Source organism: Telluria mixta, from assembly GCF_029223865.1.
Lineage (GTDB): Bacteria > Pseudomonadota > Gammaproteobacteria > Burkholderiales > Burkholderiaceae_D > Telluria > Telluria mixta.
Genome location: NZ_CP119520.1, coordinates 1,583,102 through 1,602,622, shown reverse-complemented (window position 1 = coordinate 1,602,622; position 19,521 = coordinate 1,583,102). Strand labels below are relative to the sequence as shown.

Sequence of the window (19,521 nt, the reverse complement as noted above, 5' to 3'; positions counted from 1 at the left end):
AGTTAAGAATGAAAGCAACGGAACTCCGCGGCAAGGACCAGGCAGCTCTGCAACAAGAGCTGAATGAGCTGCTGAAGGCACAGTTCGGCCTGCGCATGCAAATCGCTACGCAGCAACTGACGAACACCGCCCAGCTCAAGAAGGTGCGCCGCGATATCGCGCGTGTCAAGACTGTGATGAACCAGAAGGAAGCCAAATGAACGACACCACTAAAACGGCGCTGAAGCGTACGCTGGTCGGCAAAGTCGTGTCCGACAAGATGGACAAGACGGTGACCGTGCTGATCGAACGTCACGTCAAGCACCCGCTGTACGGCAAGATCATCGTGCGCTCGAACAAGTATCACGCGCACGACGAGACCAACCAGGCGAAGATCGGCGACACCGTCGAGATCGCGGAAGGTCGCCCGATCTCGAAGACGAAGGCTTGGACCCTGACCAAAGTTCTGCAGGTCGCTCCGGTTCTGTAATGCCTGAGGGGGTGTTGTTACAACGCCTCTAAAATTTGTCTTGCGTGGCCCGCTGGTATGTGGAATACTAGCGGGCTTCGTTCATGTGTTGCCGCAGTTTGTCCTTCGGTAACTGCGGCCTGCAACGAACATTGGAAAGTCCAATCACCCAAACGTACGCGCTTGCAATGAGTGCGGACGGCGGGACCAAGACTGACCGCAGGCCTACGGTTTTCCGTGGGGTTTCTTCGGCTTAAGTTGGGAAAGAAAATATCATGATTCAAACCGAAAGCCGGCTCGAAGTGGCCGACAATACCGGTGCAAAAGAAGTTCTGTGCATCAAGGTATTGGGCGGCTCCAAGCGCCGTTACGCCAGCATTGGCGACGTGATCAAGGTCACCGTGAAGCAAGCTGCTCCGCGCGGCCGCGTCAAGAAGGGTGAAATCTACAACGCCGTGGTCGTGCGTACCGCTAAAGGTGTGCGCCGCCAGGACGGCTCCCTGGTGAAGTTCGACGGCAATGCCGCCGTCCTGCTGAACAGCAAGCTGGAGCCGATCGGTACCCGCATCTTCGGACCGGTGACGCGCGAACTGCGTACCGAGAAGTTCATGAAGATCGTGTCCCTGGCACCTGAAGTTCTGTAAGGGAGCAGCAATGGATAAGATTCGTAAAAACGACGAAGTCATCGTTCTGGCCGGTAAAGACAAAGGCAAGCGCGGTGTCGTTCAGCAGCGCGTAGATGCTGAGCACGTCATCGTCGAAGGCGTGAACCTGGCCAAGAAGGCCGTCAAGCCGAACCCGATGACCGGCGTAACTGGTGGTATCGTCGACAAGACCATGCCGATTCACGTGTCGAACGTCGCGCTGTTTAACGCAGCGACCGGCAAGGCTGATCGCGTTGGCTTCAAAGAAGTGGATGGCAAAAAAGTCCGCGTCTTCAAGTCGAACGGCGAAGTAGTGAAAGGGTAATGAGAAATGGCCCGTCTCCAACAAGTTTATAAAGACAAAGTCGTTGCCGAACTGACCGAAAAATTCGGTTACAAGTCGGTGATGGAAGTGCCGCGCCTGACCAAGATCACCCTGAACATGGGTCTGTCGGAAGCTGTCGCCGACAAGAAGATCATCGAGCACGCAACCGGCGACCTGACGAAGATCGCTGGCCAGAAGCCGGTCGTGACCAAGGCTCGCAAGGCAATCGCAGGTTTCAAGATCCGCGAAGGCTACCCGATCGGCACGATGGTGACCCTGCGTGGCGCCCGCATGTACGAATTCCTGGACCGTTTCATCACCGTGGCCCTGCCGCGCGTGCGTGACTTCCGTGGCGTCAGCGGCAAATCGTTCGATGGTCGCGGCAACTACAACATCGGCGTCAAAGAGCAGATCATCTTCCCGGAAATCGATTACGACAAGATCGATGCGCTGCGTGGCATGAACATCTCGATCACCACGACCGCTAAGACCGACGAAGAAGCCAAAGCGCTGCTCGCCGCATTCAAATTCCCGTTCCGGAACTAAGAACATGGCAAAACTTGCACTGATTAACCGCGAACAGAAGCGTGCAGACCTGGTGGAGAAATTCGCCGCAAAGCGTGCCGCTCTGAAAGCAATCATCGACGACCAGTCGAAGACCGAAGAAGAGCGTTACGAAGCACGCCTGAAGCTGCAGGCCCTGCCGCGTAACTCGGCGCCGACTCGCCAGCGTAACCGCTGCGCCATGACCGGCCGTCCCCGTGGCACTTTCCGTAAATTCGGTCTGGCCCGTACCAAACTCCGCGAATTCGCCATGAAAGGCGAAATCCCGGGTATGACCAAAGCTAGCTGGTAATAGGAGAACAAGCAATGAGTATGAGCGATCCTATCGCCGATATGCTGACCCGTATTCGCAACGCGCAAGGCGTGCAGAAGACCACCGTCGAAATGCCGTCGTCGAAGCTGAAGGTTGCGATTGCCAACGTCCTGAAGGATGAGGGTTACATCGAAGATTACGCCGTGTCCACCGAAGGTGGCAAGGCTGAACTGAAAATCGGTTTGAAGTACTACGTCGGCCGTCCGGTCATCGAGCGCATCGAGCGCGTCTCCCGTCCTGGCCTGCGCATCTACAAGGGCAAAGACGAGATCCCTCAGGTCATGAACGGCCTGGGCGTGGCGATCGTCTCGACCCCGAAGGGTGTGATGACCGACCGCAAAGCACGCGCTACCGGTGTCGGTGGCGAAGTGATTTGCTACGTGGCTTAAGGAGTAGACGATGTCTCGAGTAGCTAAGATGCCAATCGCCGTCCCGGCCGGTACCGATGTCGCGATCAACGCGTCGTCGATCACCGTCAAGGGCCCGCTGGGCACCCTGACCCAGCCGCTGAACGGTCTGGTCAAAGTGGAAAACAACAACGGCACGCTGTCGTTCGACGTGATCGACGATTCCCGCGAATCGAACGCCATGTCGGGCACCCTGCGTGCTCTGGTGAACAACATGGTGACCGGTGTCACCAAAGGTTTCGAAAAGCGCCTGACCCTGGTCGGCGTGGGTTACAAGGCCGCCGTGCAAGGCAACGCCCTGAACCTGTCGCTGGGCTTCTCGCACCCTGTGCTGCACGCGATGCCGGAAGGCGTCACCGCAGCGACCCCGACCCCGACCGAGATCCTGATCAAGGGTATCGACCGTCAAAAGGTCGGCCAGGTTGCCGCAGAAGTGCGCGCTTACCGCTCGCCTGAGCCGTACAAAGGCAAGGGTGTCCGTTATGCGGACGAAGTGGTGAAGCTTAAAGAAACCAAGAAGAAATAATCGGAGCTGACGATGGACAAGAAAGAATCGCGTCTGCGTCGCGGACGCCAAACCCGCATCAAGATCGCGCAGTTGGGCGTGAACCGCCTGTCGGTGCACCGCACCAACCTGCACATCTATGCGAACCTGATCAGCCCGGATGCGAAGGTCCTGGTTTCGGCTTCGACGCTGGAAGCAGAAGTGCGCGCCGAGCTGGGCGGCAAGTCGGGTGCGGGCGGCAACGCCGCTGCAGCCGCACTGGTTGGCAAGCGCGTCGCAGAAAAAGCACTGAAAGCAGGGATCACCGAAGTCGCATTCGACCGTTCGGGTTTCCGTTACCACGGCCGTGTGAAGGCGCTGGCAGAAGCCGCGCGCGAAGCTGGTCTGAAGTTCTAAGGAAGAATCGTCATGGCAAAAATGCAAGCGAAAATGGCAAGCGACAAGCCGGATGATGGCATGCGCGAGAAAATGATCGCGATCAACCGCGTGACCAAAGTGGTCAAGGGTGGTCGTATCATGGGTTTTGCAGCGCTGACCGTTGTCGGTGACGGCGATGGCCGCATCGGCATGGGCAAAGGCAAGTCGAAGGAAGTTCCGGTCGGCGTGCAGAAAGCGATGGAAGAAGCCCGCCGCAACCTGATCAAGGTGCCCCTCAAGAACGGCACGCTGCAGCACAGCGTCACCGGCCGCCACGGCGCGTCGTACGTGATGATGTCGCCGGCCAAGCCGGGTACCGGCGTGATCGCAGGCGGCGCAATGCGCGCAATCTTCGAAGTCATGGGCGTGACCGACGTCGTCGCCAAGTCGACCGGTTCGTCGAACCCGTACAACCTGGTTCGCGCGACCCTCGACGGTCTGGCAAAAATGAGCACTCCGGCCGACATCGCTGCCAAGCGCGGCAAGTCGGTGGAAGAGATCCTGGGTTAAGGGGAACAATTATGGCAAACACCATCAAAGTCAAGCTGGTCAAAGGCCTGATCGGTACCCGCCAGGATCACCGCGCCACCGTGCGCGGTCTGGGTCTGCGTCGTGTCAACTCGGTTTCCGAGCTGCAGGACACCCCGGCGATCCGCGGCATGATCAACAAGGTCAACTACCTCGTGAAAATTGTCGACTAAGCTGCGGCTTGGTCAACGGAGAAAATAATGCAACTCAATACCATCCAACCCGCTGAAGGCGCGAAACACGCCAAGCGCCGCGTCGGTCGCGGTATCGGCTCGGGCCTGGGCAAGACCGCCGGCCGCGGCCACAAGGGTCAGAAATCGCGTTCGGGCGGCTTCCACAAAGTCGGCTTCGAAGGCGGTCAGATGCCTCTGCAGCGCCGTCTGCCGAAGCGCGGCTTCAAGTCGCTGAACGCTACGTTCAAGGCTGAAGTGCGTCTGTCGGACCTGAACAACCTGGCCGTCGCCGACGTCGACGTCCTGGTGCTCAAGCAAGCCGGCGTGCTGCCGGTCGTCGCTCGCGACGTGCGCGTGATCCTGTCGGGCGAAATCACCAAAGCGGTGAACCTGAAAGGCATCAAGGCAACCGCTGGCGCGAAAGCAGCGATCGAAGCAGCTGGCGGCTCGGTCGCCTAAACGCGACCGCTGCCTGATCGGAGCAAAAATTGGCGACTAATTCACAACTTGGTAAAAGTGCTGCATCCGGTTTCCCCTGGGGCCGGTTGTGGTTCTTGCTTGGCGCATTGGTCGTGTACCGTATCGGAGCTCATATCCCGGTCCCCGGGATTGATCCGGTCGCCATGGCCCAGCTGTTCAAGCAGAACGAGGGCGGCATCCTCGGCATGTTCAACATGTTCTCCGGTGGTGCCCTGTCTCGTTTTGCCGTGTTCGCACTTGGCATCACGCCGTACATTTCGGCTTCGATCATCATGCAGCTGGTGTCGATCGTCTCGCCGCAGATGGAGGCACTGAAGAAAGAGGGCGAGGCCGGCCGCCGCAAGATCACCCAGTACACCCGTTACTTCACGGTCGTGCTGGCTCTGTTCCAGGCGTTCGGTATCGCCGTCGCGCTCGAGGCGCAGCAAGGCCTCGTGCTCGATCCGGGCATCGGCTTCCGCTTCGTGACCGTCGTGACCCTGCTGACCGGCACCATGTTCCTCATGTGGCTGGGCGAGCAGATCACCGAGCGTGGTCTTGGCAACGGTATCTCGATCATCATTTTTGCCGGTATCGCAGCTGGTCTGCCGGGCGCGCTGAGTGGCTTGTTCACTCTGGTGTCGAACGGTTCGATCGGTAGCTTCTCCGCGATCATCATCGTGATTCTGGTAGCCCTGGTGACTTACGCTGTCGTGTTCGTCGAACGCGGCCAGCGCAAGATCCTGGTGAATTACGCGAAACGCCAGGTCGGTAACAAGATTTATGGTGGCCAGACGAGCCACCTGCCGCTGAAGCTGAATATGGCTGGTGTGATCCCGCCGATCTTCGCTTCGTCGATCATCCTGTTCCCGGCCACGATCGTCGACTGGTTTACGCGTGGTAAAGATGTCAATAATCCGTTCGTCGGGTTCTTGAAAGATCTCGCTGCCTCGCTGAGCCCAGGCGAACCGATCCACGCGTTGCTGTATGCGGTGGCCATCGTGTTCTTCTGCTTCTTCTACACGGCGCTGGTATTCAACAGCAAGGAAACGGCGGACAACTTGAAGAAGAGCGGCGCGTTTGTACCGGGCATCCGTCCGGGCGAGCAGACCGCACGCTACATCGACAAGATCCTGATGCGCCTGACCCTGGCCGGTGCGGTCTATATCACGCTGGTTTGCCTGGTGCCGGAGTTCTTCCAGAGCCAGTGGAAAGTTCCTTTCTACTTCGGCGGAACCTCGCTCCTGATCATCGTGGTCGTCACGATGGATTTCATGGCGCAGGTGCAGAACTACGTCATGTCGCAGCAATATGAGTCGCTGCTGCGCAAGGCTAATTTCAAGGGCGGGATGCCGTCGCGTTAAGCGGCGGGCGCCCCCAGGAGTGAATAGACCGAATGGCAAAAGACGACGTCATCCAAATGCAAGGGGAGATTCTCGAGAATCTCCCGAACGCGACCTTTCGCGTGAAGCTGGAAAACGGGCACGTGGTGCTTGGACATATCTCGGGTAAAATGCGAATGAATTACATCCGCATTCTTCCGGGTGACAAGGTAACGGTGGAACTGACCCCTTACGACTTGTCCCGGGCCCGCATCGTGTTCCGCACCAAGTAAAACTAATCAAGTTATCGAATCTGGAAGAGAGTGCAAAATGAAAGTTAACGCTTCAGTCAAGCGGATCTGCCGCAACTGCAAGATCATCAAGCGCAAGGGCGTGGTCCGTGTGATCTGCGTCGAGCCGCGTCACAAGCAGCGTCAAGGTTAATACGAGGAATATCGAATGGCACGTATTGCAGGGGTCAACGTCCCCAATCACCAGCACACCGTCATCGGCCTGACGGCGATCTATGGTATCGGCCGTACCCGCTCGAAGCAGATCTGCGAATCGACCGGCGTTGCGACCAACAAGAAGGTCAAGGACCTGGACGACAACGAGCTGGAAAAGCTGCGTGACGCAGTCGGCAAGTTCGTGGTCGAGGGCGACCTGCGCCGTGAGCTGTCCATGAGCATCAAGCGTCTGATGGACCTGGGCTGCTACCGCGGTATGCGTCACCGCAAGGGCCTGCCGGTCCGCGGTCAACGCACCCGTACCAATGCACGTACCCGCAAGGGCCCGCGCAAGGCAGCTCAATCGCTCAAGAAATAATCTAGGAACTGACCATGGCTAAGCAACAAAGCTCGGCGGCTGCAGCCCGCATCCGCAAGAAAGTCAAAAAGAACGTCGCCGAAGGCATCGCACACGTCCACGCATCGTTCAACAACACCATCATCACGATCACCGATCGTCAGGGCAACGCCCTGTCGTGGGCGACGTCCGGCGGCGCAGGCTTCAAGGGTTCGCGTAAATCGACCCCGTTTGCGGCTCAGGTCGCAGCTGAAGCTGCAGGCAAGGTCGCTCAGGAATACGGCGTGAAGAACCTGGAAGTGCGCATCAAGGGCCCGGGCCCGGGCCGTGAATCGGCTGTGCGCGCGCTGAACAACCTGGGTATCAAGATCACCGAGATCCAGGACGTGACGCCGGTTCCGCACAACGGCTGCCGTCCGCCGAAGCGTCGTCGTATCTAATGTTGCCCGGGCGGTTCGCCGCCTGTCGCAGCATTGATGCGCCACACGCCGTGGTGTAAAGAATCGCCGGTGCAGTTAACCCCGAAATGGGTTATACTGCCCGGCTATTGTCGCCTCGGGCCGTCCTGGCCATGAGGTTTTTGTAAGCCACGTCCGGTCTCATCGAAGAACTGGACTAGCGCCTGTTGTAGCACTGGCTACATCCGGGGTGTGATCATTCAAACAAAGGAAGTTTAACGTGGCACGTTATATCGGACCTAAAGCAAAACTGTCGCGCCGTGAAGGCACCGACCTGTTCCTGAAGAGCGCACGCCGCTCGCTCGACTCCAAGTGCAAACTGGACGTCAAACCTGGCCAGCACGGCGTCAAGTCGGGCCAGCGTACGTCGGACTACGGCAACCAGCTGCGCGAAAAGCAGAAGGTCAAGCGTATCTACGGCGTGCTGGAGCGTCAGTTCCGCCGCTACTTCGCCGAAGCGTCGCGCCGCAAGGGCAACACCGGTGAGACCCTGCTGAAGCTGCTGGAATCGCGTCTGGACAACGTCGTCTACCGCATGGGCTTCGGCTCGACCCGCGCTGAAGCACGTCAGCTGGTCAGCCACAAGGCCCTGACCGTGAACGGCAACGTCGTGAACATCGCGTCGTACCAGGTCAAGACCGGCGACGTCGTCGCTGTCCGCGAAAAGGCCAAGAAGCAGACCCGTATCGTCGAAGCCCTGTCGCTGGCCGAGCAAGTTGGTTTCCCGAGCTGGGTGTCGGTTGACGCCAAGAAGATGGAAGCAACCTTCCGCGCCTATCCGGAGCGTAACGAGATCGCTGCCGACGTCAACGAAGCGCTGATCGTCGAACTGTACTCGCGTTAATCGACTTTGGCGCGGTCATCCCGCGCCGAAGTCGTCCCCGCGAAAGCGGGGATCCATGCTGAGGCTCTCGAGCCGGCGACGTATGGATTCCCGCTTTCGCGGGAATGACGGGCAACACCGAATTCGCCATACCGCCTGCTCGAAGAAGCAGGCGTTTCTACTACTGATGCCATCAGCCTTATCGGTGTAACGAGCCGAGGGTATTGAAGAGGACACTCATGCAAAATAGTTTGTTGAAGCCACGTATTATCGATGTCGAAACGCTCGGCGCCGGCCACGCGAAAGTCGTGATGGAACCGTTCGAACGTGGTTATGGCCACACGCTGGGTAACGCGCTGCGCCGCGTCCTGCTGTCGTCGATGATCGGCTACGCGCCGACCGAAGTGACGATCGCCGGCGTCGTGCACGAGTACTCGTCGCTGGACGGTGTGCAGGAAGACGTTGTCGACCTGCTGCTGAACCTGAAGGGCGTCGTGTTCAAGGTGCACAACCGTGACTCCGTGACGCTGACCCTGAAGAAGGAAGGCGAAGGCCCGGTCCTGGCATCGGACATCGACCTGCCGCATGACGTGGAACTGATCAACCCGGAACACGTGATCGCCCATCTGACCGCCGGCGGCAAGCTGGACATGCAGATCAAGGTCGAAAAAGGCCGCGGCTATGTGCCGGGTAACGTGCGCCGCCTGTCGGAAGACACGAACAAGACCATCGGCCGCATCATCCTGGACGCATCGTTCTCGCCGGTCCGCCGCGTGTCGTACGCCGTGGAATCGGCCCGTGTCGAACAGCGTACCGACCTCGACAAGCTGATCATCAACATCGAGACCAACGGCGTCATCACGCCGGAAGAAGCGATCCGCCAGTCGGCCCGCGTCCTGGTCGACCAGTTGAACGTGTTCGCCGCCCTGGAAGGCACGGAAGCCGCCGCCGAAGCACCGTCGCGTGCTCCGCTGGTCGATCCGATCCTGCTGCGTCCGGTCGACGACCTGGAGCTGACCGTCCGTTCGGCAAACTGCCTGAAGGCCGAGAACATCTACTACATCGGCGACCTGATCCAGCGTTCGGAAAACGAACTGCTGAAGACGCCGAACCTGGGCCGCAAGTCGCTGAACGAGATCAAGGAAGTCCTGGCTTCCCGTGGTCTGACCCTGGGCATGAAGCTGGAAAACTGGCCGCCCGCAGGTCTGGAAAAGTAATCGGGGGGGATCCCGATAAACCTACTGCGCGTGCACATTTTCGTCCTGCGATGCTCGCCGTACCGTAAGTACGGCTGTGCTTCTCGAACGAAACTGAGCCCGCTCGCTACGGTTTCTCGGGACCCTGATGCTGTAGTGGTCTGCTGAAGTTTGTAGTTGCTGTACCGTCTGAGACATGTTGTACCAGACGTTTTCGATCTGAACCGGCCCGCGCCTTAATGAAGGCGATCGAAGAGCTCGGATTTAAACTTAACTCGAAAGGAAATACCATGCGTCACCGTCACGGCCTTCGCAAGCTGAACCGTACCTCGTCCCACCGCCTCGCCATGCTGCGCAACATGACCGTTTCGCTGCTGCGTCACGAAGCGATCAAGACCACCCTGCCGAAAGCCAAGGAACTGCGCAAAGTCGTCGAGCCGATCATCACCCTGGGCAAGAGCGACACCCTGGCCAACAAGCGCCTGGCATTCGCCCGCCTGCGTGACCGCGAAATCGTCCAGAAGCTGTTCGCCGAAATCGGCCCGCGCTACAACGCGCGTCCGGGCGGCTACATCCGCATCCTGAAGATGGGCTTCCGCGTTGGCGACAACGCCCCGATGGCCTTCGTCGAGCTGGTCGACCGTCCGGAAGTCACCTCGGCTGAAGACGCGCCGACCGCCGAGTAATCGCGGTTCAAGCATCATGAAAAACCAGGCTGCGGCCTGGTTTTTTTTCGCCCGCAGCGAACGACGCGCACCCGGTGTACCATGCTGATGCGTTGAACCAATATTCCGACCATGTCCCGATCTTTTTCCCTGTCGATAGCGCGACTGCTGGCCGCATGGCTGTTGGCCTGCCTCGCCTTCGTCCCGCCCGCCCACGCCGACGACGACTTCCTGCCGCCTGAACAGGCATTCAAGTTCTCCGCGCGCATGCTTGATGCGCACACGGTCGTCGTCAATTACGCGATCGCCGACGGCTACTACATGTACCGCGAGCGCTTCCGTTTCAACGCGACAGGCGCGAAGCTGGGCGAGCCCGTCATCCCGCCGGGCAAGATCAAGTACGACGATACGTTCCAGAAGAACGTCGAGACCTATCACAACGGCGTCGAGATCCGCATCCCGGTCGACGCCACCGGCCCGTTCACGCTGACGGCCACTGGCCAGGGCTGCGCCGACAAGGGCCTGTGCTATCCGCCGCAGGATGCATCGGTCCAGCTCACGCCGGGTGCCGGCGGCACCGAACCGCAGATGAGTGTCGCGCCGGGGCAGGGCGGCGGCGGTTTTAATTTCCCTGGACAGGCTGCCCAGCCTGCGCCGCAGGTCGACACCCCGGCCGCGCCCGCACCCAGCGCGCCCGTGAAACCGGCCGCACCGTCCGAACTGTCCGGCATCGCGTCCCTGCTGCAGGGCGGCCGCCTGCTGGCCATCGTCCCCGCGTTCATCCTGCTGGGCCTGGGCCTCGCGTTCACGCCGTGCGTGCTGCCGATGGTGCCGATCCTGTCGTCGATCATCGTGGGTGAAGGAAAAGAAGTGCACCGCACGCGCGGCTTCGTGCTGTCGCTCGCGTACTCGTTCGGGATGGCGATCGTCTACACGGCGCTGGGCGTGGCGGCCGGCCTGCTGGGCGAAGGCCTGGCGGCGGCGCTGCAGAACCCGTGGGTGCTGGGCGGCTTCGCGCTGCTCATCGTCGTGATGGCGTTGTCGATGTTCGACGTCTACCAGTTGCAGGTTCCCGCAGCGCTGCAGACGCGGCTGTCCAGCGCCTCGGGCCGCCAGTCGTCCGGCAAGCTCGCCGGCGTGTTCGTGATGGGCGCCATTTCCGCGCTGATCGTCGGCCCGTGCGTGGCCGCGCCGCTGGCGGGTGCGCTCGTATACATCAGCCAGACGCGCGATGTCGTCATCGGCGGCGCCGCGCTGTTCGCGATGGCGATCGGCATGAGCGTTCCGTTGCTGCTCGTGGGCGTGTCGGCGGGCTCGCTGCTGCCGCGCGCCGGGTTGTGGATGGAATCGGTGAAGCGCTTCTTCGGCGTGCTGATGCTGGCGATGGCCTTGTGGATGGCCGCGCCCGTGTTGCCGGGCATCGTGCAGATGATCCTGTGGGCGGCGCTGCTGCTGGGCTATGGGTTCTATCTGCTGCGCGGCCTGCGCGGACACTGGGCCGGACTCGCGCTCGGCGGCGCGTGCGTCGTGCTGGGCGCCACGCAACTGGTCGGCGTGGCCAGCGGTGCACGCGATCCGCTCGCGCCGCTGGCCCGCTTCACGGGCGGCGCGCCCGCGCAGCCGCTCGCGTTCACGCGTATCAAGACCGTCGACCAGCTCGACGCGGCGCTGGCCGCGACCGGCGGCCGCACGGCGATGCTCGACTTTTACGCGGACTGGTGCGTGTCGTGCAAGGAAATGGAAAAGCTGACCTTCGTCGATCCCGCCGTCAAGGCGCGGCTGGCGAACACGGTGCTGCTGCAGGTGGACGTGACGGCCAACGATGCGGATGACCGGGCGATGCTCAAGCGCTTCGGGCTGTTCGGACCGCCGGGCATCATCCTGTTCGACAAGCAGGGCAAAGAGATTCCTGATAGCCGGGTGATCGGCTATCAGGATGCGAACAAGTTCCTCGGGTCGCTCGGCCGGCTGCAGTAATCAACGTCGCCCCTGGACTGGCCGTCCGCCTTGGCAGGGGCCCAAGTTCGTGGCTCAGCCGGAAACTTGGGTTCCCGCCTGCGCGGGAACGACGGTCTTGAGGGATCAACCCTGCGCGGTGTTGCCGCGCTGCTGCCAGCCACGATGCCCACCGTGGCCGCGGCCAAAATGCGCCGCCTTCTCGTCGAACGTCTTCTTCTGGTCCGCGCTCAGGACCGAGTAGAAGGTGCTCAGCGACGCCTGGCGCTGTTCCAGGGCGGCCGTGCGCTGCTTCTGGCGCTCGATCATCTTCGCCATGCGTTCCGGCGCCGTCAGGTTGGCCCAGGCGGCGCGGTCGTGCTGCTGGCGCGCCGGCGGCTGCATCGAGGTCACGAACGCGTTCCAGGCGTTTTCCTGGGCCGGCGTGATCTTCAGCGCGTCATGCAGCTTGGCGATGCGCTGGGCGCGGAATTGCGCGCGCTGTTCCGGGGTCAGTTTCTGGTGCTGCATGCCGTGGCGGGCCTGCGGTGCGGCCTGGTCCGTCGTCTGTGCATGCGCGCCCAGTGCGGCAGCGCCGAGAGTCAGCGCGGACAGGGCGGCGAGGAGGTGTTTGCGATAGGTTTTCATCTCAGGTTCCTAGTAGGGGTTAAAGTTGGCAAACGGCCAAACGTTGTCATCATGCTCCGATCTGCGTGCATCGCGTCGTCTTCGCACGGTTCCCATCATGGGCGCAAGATGTAAGCGCAGCGTTTCCCGTCTCTCGTTCTTTGTATCAATTTGTTTCCCTGGAAGATCCATATACAAGCCGATACAAAGTCACTGTTCAGGGCCGGGACAAGTCGCGATAATGGCGACATGGACAATCCATCTACCATCCTGATCGTCGACGACGACCGCGATATCCGATCGCTGCTGGCCGATTACCTGGAAGCGAACGGCTACCGCGCGCTTGCCGCGGCCGACGGCACCGCCATGTGGAAACTCCTGGACGAGTCGCGCCCGGACCTGATCGTGCTCGACCTCAACCTGCCGGGCGACGACGGCCTCACGCTGTGCCGCAAGCTGCGCGCGCATTCGACCATGCCCGTCATCATGCTCACGGCCCGCAGCGAGCCGCTGGACCGCATCCTCGGCCTCGAAATGGGCGCGGACGACTACCTGCCGAAGCCGTTCGAGCCGCGCGAACTGCTCGCGCGCATCCGCAGTGTGCTGCGCCGCAGCCACGCGATGCCGCCGAACTCGCAGGCCGAGAACGTGCAGCAGATGAAATTCTCGGGCTGGACGCTCGACCTCACCGCGCGCCACCTCGTCAATCCGCAGGGCGTGATCATCATGCTGTCCGGCGCCGAGTTCCGCCTGCTGCGCGTCTTCCTGGAGCACCCGAACCGCGTGCTGAACCGCGACCAGCTGCTGAACCTCACGCAGGGCCGCGATGCCGACCCGTTCGACCGCTCGATCGACATCCAGATCAGCCGCCTGCGCCAGAAGCTGGGCGAGGATGCGCGCATGCCCCAGATCATCAAGACCGTCCGCAACGGCGGCTACGTGCTGGCCGGCCAGGTCACCGTGGAGCCGGGCGCGTGAGAGCTTTCCTCGGCTCGATGACGGGCCGCGTGTTTGCCACCCTGCTGCTGGGCATCCTGCTCACGGCCGCGCTGACCCAGTTGCTGGCCGACGCCGAGCGCGCGCGCGTCATCGACGAGTTCCGCGACCTGCACAACCTCGACCGGGCCGAGCAGCTCATCATGGCCACCGAGATCGTTCCCGAGTCCGCGCGCAAGGCCTACCTCGACGTGGCCAACCGTCCCGGCATGCAGCTCGCCGACGTCGAGACCCACCCGGCCGCGCTCGCCCCGGCCAATTCCGAATTCACCCAGGCGCTCGCCGCGCGCATGGGCAAAGGCTATGCGATGCGGTCGCTGGCCACGCGTCCGGCCGCGTGCGCGACGGCGCGCGAACAGCCCGTCGTGTTCGGCCTGCTGCGCATGAAGTGGCGCGGCACGTGCGAGAGCATCGCCGTGCGCCTGCGCGACGGCGACGATCTCGTGTTGTCCGTGCTGCCGCCGCGCTCGGCCACGTCGCCGCAACGCACCGACTACACGTGGACGATCTCGATGTTCCTCGTCAGCGTCGCCTTCCTTGCCTACCTCGTGGCGCGCATGACGACGCGGCCGCTGAAGCAGCTGGCGCAGGCGGCGAAAGACCTCGGCAACGACATCAACCACCCGCCGCTCGACCTCACGGGCGCCGACGAGATCCGCCAGGCCAGTGCCGCCTTCAACGCGATGCAGGCGCGCATCCGCCAGTACATCTTCCAGCGCACGCAGATGCTGGCCGCCATCACGCACGACCTGCAGACGCCGCTCACGCGCATGCGCCTGCGCCTGGAAAAGGTCAGCGAGCCCGAGCTGCAGGAGCGCCTGATCGGCGACCTGTCCGCGATGCAGGCGATGGTGCGCGAAGGCCTCGACCTGGCGCGCAGCATGGACACGAACGAAGCCATGCAGATGCTGGATCTCGACTCGCTGCTGGATTCCGTCGTCGCCGACGCGGCCGAGAGCTGCCAGCGCGTGACCCTGACGGGCCACGCCGGCATGGCGCTGCTGGGCCGGCCGATGGACCTGCGCCGCTGCCTCGTCAACCTGATCGACAACGCCGTCAAGTACGGCCACGCGGCCAAGGTGAGCGTCGACCGCATCAATGGCGCGGCGCGCATTCGCATCCGCGACGCCGGCCCCGGCATTCCGGGCGCCGAGCTGGCGCGCGTGTTCGACCCGTTCTACCGGGTGGAAACGTCGCGCTCGCGCGAATCGGGCGGGACCGGGCTCGGTCTCACGATCGCCCGCAACATCGCCGAGCAGCACGGCGGCAGCATCAGCCTCGCCAACCATCCGGAAGGCGGGCTCGAAGCGACTTTGATGTTGCCGGAATTTTATCCCGGCAAATAAGCACGCTGAAAAATCGCACGGGCAGAAACATTGCTGTTACACCCGTGTGGGACAATCTCTGGAGAGGTCCCGGTCTCGCGGCCGGCGTCATCCTCATCGCATAAAAATATTACAAGAGAGAGGCCGCGCCAAGCGGCACAGGGAGTGGAATGAAAACCAAGAATATCGCGATCGTCGTCGGCGTTGTCGTTGCCGTCGGCGCGGGTACATGGATCCTGAACCATGGGTCCGATTCGCATGCCGACGGGGCCGCCGCCCCGGGCGGCAAGGGTAAAGGTGCGCAGCCGCCGGCCGTCGTCAACGTCGTGGCGCCGCAACGCCAGGACGTGGCCGTCGTGCAGCAGGCCAACGGCACCGTGACGCCGATCCGCACCGTCGACCTGCACCCGCAGACGACCGCCACCATCCGGCAAGTCCACATCAAGGAAGGCCAGTTCGTCAAACAGGGCGAACTGATGTTCTCGCTGGACGACCGCGAAGACCGCGCCAACCTCGACAAGGCCCAGGCCCAGGTCGAACGCGACCGCGCGTCGCTGGCCGACCTCGAACGCCAGTTCAAGCGCAGCCAGGACTTGTTCGCCCAGCACTTCATCGCGCAGAGCGCCGTCGACACGCTGCGCGCCCAGGTCGACCAGGCCCGCGCCACGCTGCAGGCCGACATCGCGGCCGCGCGCGCGAGCAGCGTCACGACGAGCTACACCGCGATCCGCGCGCCGATGTCCGGCCGCGTGGGCGGCATCAACGTCTATCCGGGCAGCCTCGTGCAGCCGGCGACGTCGCTGACGACGGTCACCCAGCTCGACCCGATCACCGTCGCGTTCACCTTGCCGGAATCCAGCCTGCCGTCGCTGCTGGCGGCGCAGAAGCGGGGCAAGGTCGAGGTCGAGGCGCTGCCCGGCGCCGACCTGGCGCCCGTGAAGGGCACGCTCAGCTTCGTCGACAACACGGTCGACCCGCAAGCCGGCACGATCAAGGTGAAGGCCGAGTTCGACAACCGCGAGACGACGCTGTGGCCCGGCCAGTACGTGAACACGAAGGTCATCGTGCAGACCTTGAAGGATGCCGTCGTGATCCCGCAGAACGCCATCATCACCAATGCCCAGGGCACGTTCGTGTACGTGCTCGAGAAGGATCATTCGGCCCGCCTCGTGCCGGTGCACCGCGTGTACGGTGCGGGCGTGGATGCGGCCGTCAGCGGCCTCGCGGGCAGCGAGCAGGTCATCACCGACGGCAAGCAGAACGTGCGCCCGGGTGCGAAGGTGCGCCTGGCGTCCGAAATGGGCAAAGGTAAAGACGTCCACGTCGCCGACAAGGGCTGAACACGATGAACCTGTCCGAACTGTGCATCCGCCGGCCCGTGATGGTCGTGCTGCTGTCGATCAGCCTGATCCTGGTCGGCATCCTGGCGTATTCCCACATCCCCGTCGCGGCGCTGCCCAGCTATAACACGCCCGTCATCAACGTCAACGCCAACCTGGACGGCGCCAGCCCCGAGACGATGGCCTCGTCCGTCGCGCTGCCGCTCGAAAAGCAGTTCTCGACGATCGCCGGCATCAACCTGATCACGTCGACGAGCACGCAGGGCAGCACGTCGCTCACGCTGGAATTCGACCCGTCGATCGACGTCAACGCGGCCGCCGTCGACGTCCAGGCCGCGCTGCTCGCCGCCCAGCGCCAGCTGCCGCAGGAAATGACGACGCTGCCGTCGTACCGCAAGGTCAACCCGGCCGACGCGCCCGTGCTGTTCATGACGATGACGTCGCCGTCGATGAATCTGTCGGAGCTGAACGACTACGCGGAAAACCTCGTGTCGCCCGCGATCTCCACGTTGCCGGGCGTGGCCCAGGTGTCCGTCAACGGCGGCAAGCGCTTCGCCGTGCGCGTGCGCGCGAAGACAGACCTCATGAATGCCCGCAATATCACGATGGACGAGCTGGCGACGGCGCTGCGCTCGTCCAACTCGAACTCGGCGCTGGGCATCCTGGACGGCCCGCAGCAGACGCTGACCATCCAGGGCCCCGCCCAGATGATGAAGGCGGCCGACTTCGAGAACCTGATCGTCGCCACGCGCGACGGCCTGCCGGTGCGCCTGCGCGACGTGGCGACCGTCGAGGACAGCTACCAGTCGACCCGGGCCTTCGGCGCCTACAACGGCGAGCGCGCCATCGTGCTGCTCGTGCAGCGCCAGCCGAACGCGAACACGGTCGAAGTGGTGGACGGCGTGCGCCGTCTGCTGCCGCGCTTCCAGTCGCAGCTCCCGAGCTCCATCAAGATCAACCTCGTCAACGACCGCTCCGTCTCGATCCGCGAGGCGATCCACGACGTGAACTTCACGCTGGCGCTGACGGTGGGCCTCGTCGTGCTCGTGATCTTCCTGTTCCTGCACCGCGCGTCGGCCACGTTCATTCCCGCGGTCACGATGCCCATCTCGCTGCTGGGGGCGCTGGCGCTGCTGTTCTGGCTCGGCTACAGCCTCGACAATATTTCTCTGCTGGGCATCACGCTCGCCGTGGGCCTCGTCGTCGACGATGCCATCGTCGTGCTGGAAAACATCGTGCGCCACATCGAGATGGGCAAGAAGCCGATGCGCGCCGCGCTCGACGGCTCGCGCGAGATGGGTTTTACCATCGTCTCGATCTCCGTGTCGCTGATCGCCGTGTTCATCCCGATCTTCTTCATGCCGGGCGTGATCGGCCTGCTGTTCCACGAATTCGCCGTCATCGTCGGCCTCGCGATCCTCGTGTCGGCCGCCGTGTCGCTGACGCTCGTGCCGATGCTGGCGTCGCGCCTTTTGCCGGCGCATGGCCACGACCACACGGAAGAGAAGAGTTTCATCGGCCGCCATTTCGAACGGGGTTTTACCGCGCTGCGCAATGCCTATGAAAAAACGCTCGACGTGGCGCTGAAGCACCGCTTCGTCGTGCTGCTCGTCGCGTTCGGCACGTTCGCGCTGACCGTCGTGCTGTACACGACAATCCCGAAAGGCTTCTTCCCCGAAGAAGACATCGGCCAGCTGCGCGTGACGACCGAGGCCGCCGAGGACATCTCGTCGTCCGCGCTGGTCGTGCTGCAGACGAAGGTGGCGGAAGTGATCCAGGCCGATCCGGCCGTGCAGGACGTCACGTCCTTTACCGGCGGCGGCAACAACGGCCGCATGTTCATCGTGCTGAAACCCCGCGACCAGCGCGACAAGATGCCGCAGGTGGTCGACCGCCTGCGCAAGTCGCTGCGCGGGATCGCCGGCGTCAACGTCTACATGGCGCCCGTGCAGAACCTGCAGCTGGGCGGCCGCCAGAGCAAGAGCCGCTACCAGTACACGTTGCAGAGCGTGTCCGGCGCGGACATCGGCCAGTGGGCCAACGAGTACCAGGAACGCATGCGCAACAACCCGCTGTTCCGCGACGTGACGAGCGATACCCAGGACAAGGGCTTGCAGGCCAAGCTCGACATCGACCGCGACAAGGCGAATCTGCTGGGCGTGCAGCTGGGCGACATCCGCACGGCGCTGTACGCGGCGTTCGGCGAGCGCCAGGTGTCGACGATTTATTCCAGCGCGGCCAGCTATTACGTGATCCTGGAAACGGCCAACGAGGACCGCCAGTTCGAGGACGCGCTGTCGCGCCTGTCGGTGCGCAGCAAGACGGGCCAGCTCGTGCAGCTCTCGAGCGTGGCGACCGTCAAGCGCACGGTCGGCCCCATCGCCGTCAACCACCAGGGTCAGCTGCAGGCGATCACCCTGTCGTTCAACCTCGCGCCGGACGCGCCGCTGGGCGACGCCACGGCCGCCATCGAGCAGATGGGCCGCGACATGAAGCTGCCTGCGTCCATCATCACGAAATACGGCGGCGACGCGGCCGTGTTCCAGGATTCGCAGTCGAGCCAGCTGATCCTGATCGTCGCGGCGGTCGGCGTGATCTACGTGCTGCTGGGCGTGCTGTACGAGAGCTTCATCCACCCGATCACGATCCTGGCCGGCCTGCCGTCCGCTGCGGTGGGCGCGCTGCTGACCCTGCGCCTGTTCAACCTGGACCTGACGATGATCGCCATCATCGGCATCCTGATGCTGATCGGTATCGTGAAGAAGAACGCGATCATGATGATCGACTTCGCCCTCGACGCCCAGCGCAACCACGGTATGGCGCCGGAGCAGGCGATCCGCGAGGCGTGCATCCTGCGCTTCCGCCCGATCATGATGACGACCTTGGCCGCGCTGATGGGCGCGCTGCCGATCGCCCTGGGCCTGGGTGCCGGCGCCGAGCTGCGCCAGCCGCTGGGCCTCGCGGTGTGCGGCGGCCTGATCTTCTCGCAAGTCATCACCCTGTACATCACGCCCGTGATTTATTTGTACCTCGACAAGTACAGCGGCACGGGGCCGATGACGGATGCGCAGCTCGTCGATGTGGAGCAGGGGCGGAAAGTGGTATTGACGAAGGTGGCGTAAAACGTCGCCCCCGCGTAGGCGGGGGTCTTTCTTGAGAGTAAGGTTGATACACACTGTAACAACCATTAAGCTACCCAGCTTGTACTCTCATTACAGAACCTTAACACCGCGTGCGCGGGCTACCC

The 19,521-nt window shown here is 62.7% G+C and carries 26 protein-coding genes; 25 read left to right on the top strand and 1 reads right to left on the bottom strand.

Annotation, left to right across the window (positions count from 1 at the left end):
• Nucleotides 1-8: 8 nt before the first annotated feature.
• The 21 genes from rpmC to dsbD all read left to right on the top strand — a co-directional run bounded on the left by rpmC (nucleotide 9) and on the right by dsbD (nucleotide 12,028).
• Nucleotides 9-200, top strand: coding sequence for a 50S ribosomal protein L29 (gene rpmC, locus P0M04_RS07100; protein WP_036240341.1), 192 nt, complete (start codon nucleotides 9-11; stop codon nucleotides 198-200).
• A complete protein-coding gene (gene rpsQ / locus P0M04_RS07095; RefSeq protein ID WP_036240344.1) occupies nucleotides 197-469 on the top strand; it encodes a 30S ribosomal protein S17 in 273 nt (90 codons plus the stop codon). Before rpmC ends, rpsQ begins: the two co-directional genes overlap by 4 nt.
• A 254-nt stretch (nucleotides 470-723) precedes the next feature.
• Nucleotides 724-1,092 (top strand): 50S ribosomal protein L14, encoded by a 369-nt coding sequence (gene rplN, locus P0M04_RS07090; protein ID WP_056126494.1) that lies wholly within the window; start codon nucleotides 724-726, stop codon nucleotides 1,090-1,092.
• A gap of 10 nt (nucleotides 1,093-1,102) precedes the next feature.
• The gene (gene rplX, locus P0M04_RS07085; RefSeq protein ID WP_056449170.1) at nucleotides 1,103-1,417 is read left to right on the top strand and encodes a 50S ribosomal protein L24; all 315 of its coding nucleotides are present in this window, start codon (nucleotides 1,103-1,105) and stop codon (nucleotides 1,415-1,417) included.
• Nucleotides 1,418-1,423: 6 nt separating this feature from the next.
• Nucleotides 1,424-1,963: a 50S ribosomal protein L5 gene (gene rplE / locus P0M04_RS07080; protein WP_036240349.1), complete on the top strand. Its 540-nt coding sequence runs from the start codon at nucleotides 1,424-1,426 to the stop codon at nucleotides 1,961-1,963.
• 4 nt (nucleotides 1,964-1,967) lie between these two features.
• Nucleotides 1,968-2,273 carry a 30S ribosomal protein S14 gene (gene rpsN, locus P0M04_RS07075; RefSeq protein ID WP_036240351.1) on the top strand — a complete coding sequence of 102 codons (306 nt, stop codon included), beginning with the start codon at nucleotides 1,968-1,970 and terminating at the stop codon, nucleotides 2,271-2,273.
• Between the two features lie 14 nt (nucleotides 2,274-2,287).
• Nucleotides 2,288-2,683: a 30S ribosomal protein S8 gene (gene rpsH / locus P0M04_RS07070; protein WP_036240352.1), complete on the top strand. Its 396-nt coding sequence runs from the start codon at nucleotides 2,288-2,290 to the stop codon at nucleotides 2,681-2,683.
• 10 nt (nucleotides 2,684-2,693) lie between these two features.
• The gene (rplF, locus tag P0M04_RS07065) at nucleotides 2,694-3,227 is read left to right on the top strand and encodes a 50S ribosomal protein L6 (protein WP_036240354.1); all 534 of its coding nucleotides are present in this window, start codon (nucleotides 2,694-2,696) and stop codon (nucleotides 3,225-3,227) included.
• Nucleotides 3,228-3,239: 12 nt separating this feature from the next.
• The gene (rplR, locus tag P0M04_RS07060) at nucleotides 3,240-3,602 is read left to right on the top strand and encodes a 50S ribosomal protein L18 (protein ID WP_036240357.1); all 363 of its coding nucleotides are present in this window, start codon (nucleotides 3,240-3,242) and stop codon (nucleotides 3,600-3,602) included.
• Between the two features lie 12 nt (nucleotides 3,603-3,614).
• Entirely contained in the window at nucleotides 3,615-4,133 is a 519-nt protein-coding gene (gene rpsE, locus P0M04_RS07055; RefSeq protein ID WP_036240359.1) for a 30S ribosomal protein S5, read from the top strand.
• 11 nt (nucleotides 4,134-4,144) lie between these two features.
• Complete coding sequence (gene rpmD, locus P0M04_RS07050) at nucleotides 4,145-4,324, top strand: 50S ribosomal protein L30 (RefSeq protein ID WP_036240361.1); 180 nt, start codon at nucleotides 4,145-4,147, stop codon at nucleotides 4,322-4,324.
• A gap of 27 nt (nucleotides 4,325-4,351) precedes the next feature.
• On the top strand, nucleotides 4,352-4,783 hold the full coding sequence (rplO, locus tag P0M04_RS07045; protein WP_036240364.1) for a 50S ribosomal protein L15: 432 nt from the start codon (nucleotides 4,352-4,354) through the stop codon (nucleotides 4,781-4,783).
• A 29-nt stretch (nucleotides 4,784-4,812) separates the two neighbouring features.
• A complete protein-coding gene (secY, locus tag P0M04_RS07040) occupies nucleotides 4,813-6,147 on the top strand; it encodes a preprotein translocase subunit SecY (RefSeq protein ID WP_259448222.1) in 1,335 nt (444 codons plus the stop codon).
• A 32-nt stretch (nucleotides 6,148-6,179) separates the two neighbouring features.
• Complete coding sequence (infA, locus tag P0M04_RS07035; RefSeq protein WP_005663428.1) at nucleotides 6,180-6,398, top strand: translation initiation factor IF-1; 219 nt, start codon at nucleotides 6,180-6,182, stop codon at nucleotides 6,396-6,398.
• 37 nt (nucleotides 6,399-6,435) lie between these two features.
• Nucleotides 6,436-6,549 carry a 50S ribosomal protein L36 gene (gene rpmJ / locus P0M04_RS07030; protein ID WP_005663407.1) on the top strand — a complete coding sequence of 38 codons (114 nt, stop codon included), beginning with the start codon at nucleotides 6,436-6,438 and terminating at the stop codon, nucleotides 6,547-6,549.
• A 15-nt stretch (nucleotides 6,550-6,564) separates the two neighbouring features.
• Nucleotides 6,565-6,930 (top strand): 30S ribosomal protein S13, encoded by a 366-nt coding sequence (gene rpsM / locus P0M04_RS07025; protein ID WP_036240369.1) that lies wholly within the window; start codon nucleotides 6,565-6,567, stop codon nucleotides 6,928-6,930.
• Between the two features lie 14 nt (nucleotides 6,931-6,944).
• Entirely contained in the window at nucleotides 6,945-7,349 is a 405-nt protein-coding gene (gene rpsK / locus P0M04_RS07020) for a 30S ribosomal protein S11 (protein WP_036172227.1), read from the top strand.
• 238 nt (nucleotides 7,350-7,587) lie between these two features.
• On the top strand, nucleotides 7,588-8,211 hold the full coding sequence (gene rpsD / locus P0M04_RS07015; RefSeq protein WP_166857994.1) for a 30S ribosomal protein S4: 624 nt from the start codon (nucleotides 7,588-7,590) through the stop codon (nucleotides 8,209-8,211).
• 218 nt (nucleotides 8,212-8,429) lie between these two features.
• Nucleotides 8,430-9,407: a DNA-directed RNA polymerase subunit alpha gene (locus tag P0M04_RS07010; RefSeq protein ID WP_036240374.1), complete on the top strand. Its 978-nt coding sequence runs from the start codon at nucleotides 8,430-8,432 to the stop codon at nucleotides 9,405-9,407.
• Between the two features lie 269 nt (nucleotides 9,408-9,676).
• Nucleotides 9,677-10,072, top strand: a complete 396-nt coding sequence (rplQ, locus tag P0M04_RS07005) for a 50S ribosomal protein L17 (protein WP_259448221.1) — start codon at nucleotides 9,677-9,679, stop codon at nucleotides 10,070-10,072.
• Between the two features lie 111 nt (nucleotides 10,073-10,183).
• Nucleotides 10,184-12,028 carry a protein-disulfide reductase DsbD gene (gene dsbD, locus P0M04_RS07000; RefSeq protein WP_259448220.1) on the top strand — a complete coding sequence of 615 codons (1,845 nt, stop codon included), beginning with the start codon at nucleotides 10,184-10,186 and terminating at the stop codon, nucleotides 12,026-12,028.
• Nucleotides 12,029-12,133: 105 nt separating this feature from the next.
• Here the strand turns inward: dsbD and P0M04_RS06995 are convergent, their stop codons facing one another.
• Nucleotides 12,134-12,634 carry a Spy/CpxP family protein refolding chaperone gene (locus P0M04_RS06995; protein ID WP_259448219.1) on the bottom strand — a complete coding sequence of 167 codons (501 nt, stop codon included), beginning with the start codon at nucleotides 12,632-12,634 and terminating at the stop codon, nucleotides 12,134-12,136.
• Between the two features lie 228 nt (nucleotides 12,635-12,862).
• Here P0M04_RS06995 and P0M04_RS06990 point away from each other — a divergent pair, with 228 nt between their 5' ends.
• From P0M04_RS06990 to P0M04_RS06975, 4 genes are all read left to right on the top strand, one after another.
• Nucleotides 12,863-13,591, top strand: coding sequence for a response regulator (locus P0M04_RS06990; protein ID WP_259448218.1), 729 nt, complete (start codon nucleotides 12,863-12,865; stop codon nucleotides 13,589-13,591).
• Nucleotides 13,588-14,955 carry an ATP-binding protein gene (locus P0M04_RS06985; protein WP_281042387.1) on the top strand — a complete coding sequence of 456 codons (1,368 nt, stop codon included), beginning with the start codon at nucleotides 13,588-13,590 and terminating at the stop codon, nucleotides 14,953-14,955. The genes P0M04_RS06990 and P0M04_RS06985 overlap by 4 nt, the downstream gene beginning before the upstream one ends.
• Before the next feature lie 149 nt (nucleotides 14,956-15,104).
• Complete coding sequence (locus tag P0M04_RS06980; protein ID WP_259448217.1) at nucleotides 15,105-16,274, top strand: efflux RND transporter periplasmic adaptor subunit; 1,170 nt, start codon at nucleotides 15,105-15,107, stop codon at nucleotides 16,272-16,274.
• A 5-nt stretch (nucleotides 16,275-16,279) separates the two neighbouring features.
• Complete coding sequence (locus P0M04_RS06975; protein ID WP_259448216.1) at nucleotides 16,280-19,396, top strand: efflux RND transporter permease subunit; 3,117 nt, start codon at nucleotides 16,280-16,282, stop codon at nucleotides 19,394-19,396.
• Nucleotides 19,397-19,521: the final 125 nt, after the last annotated feature.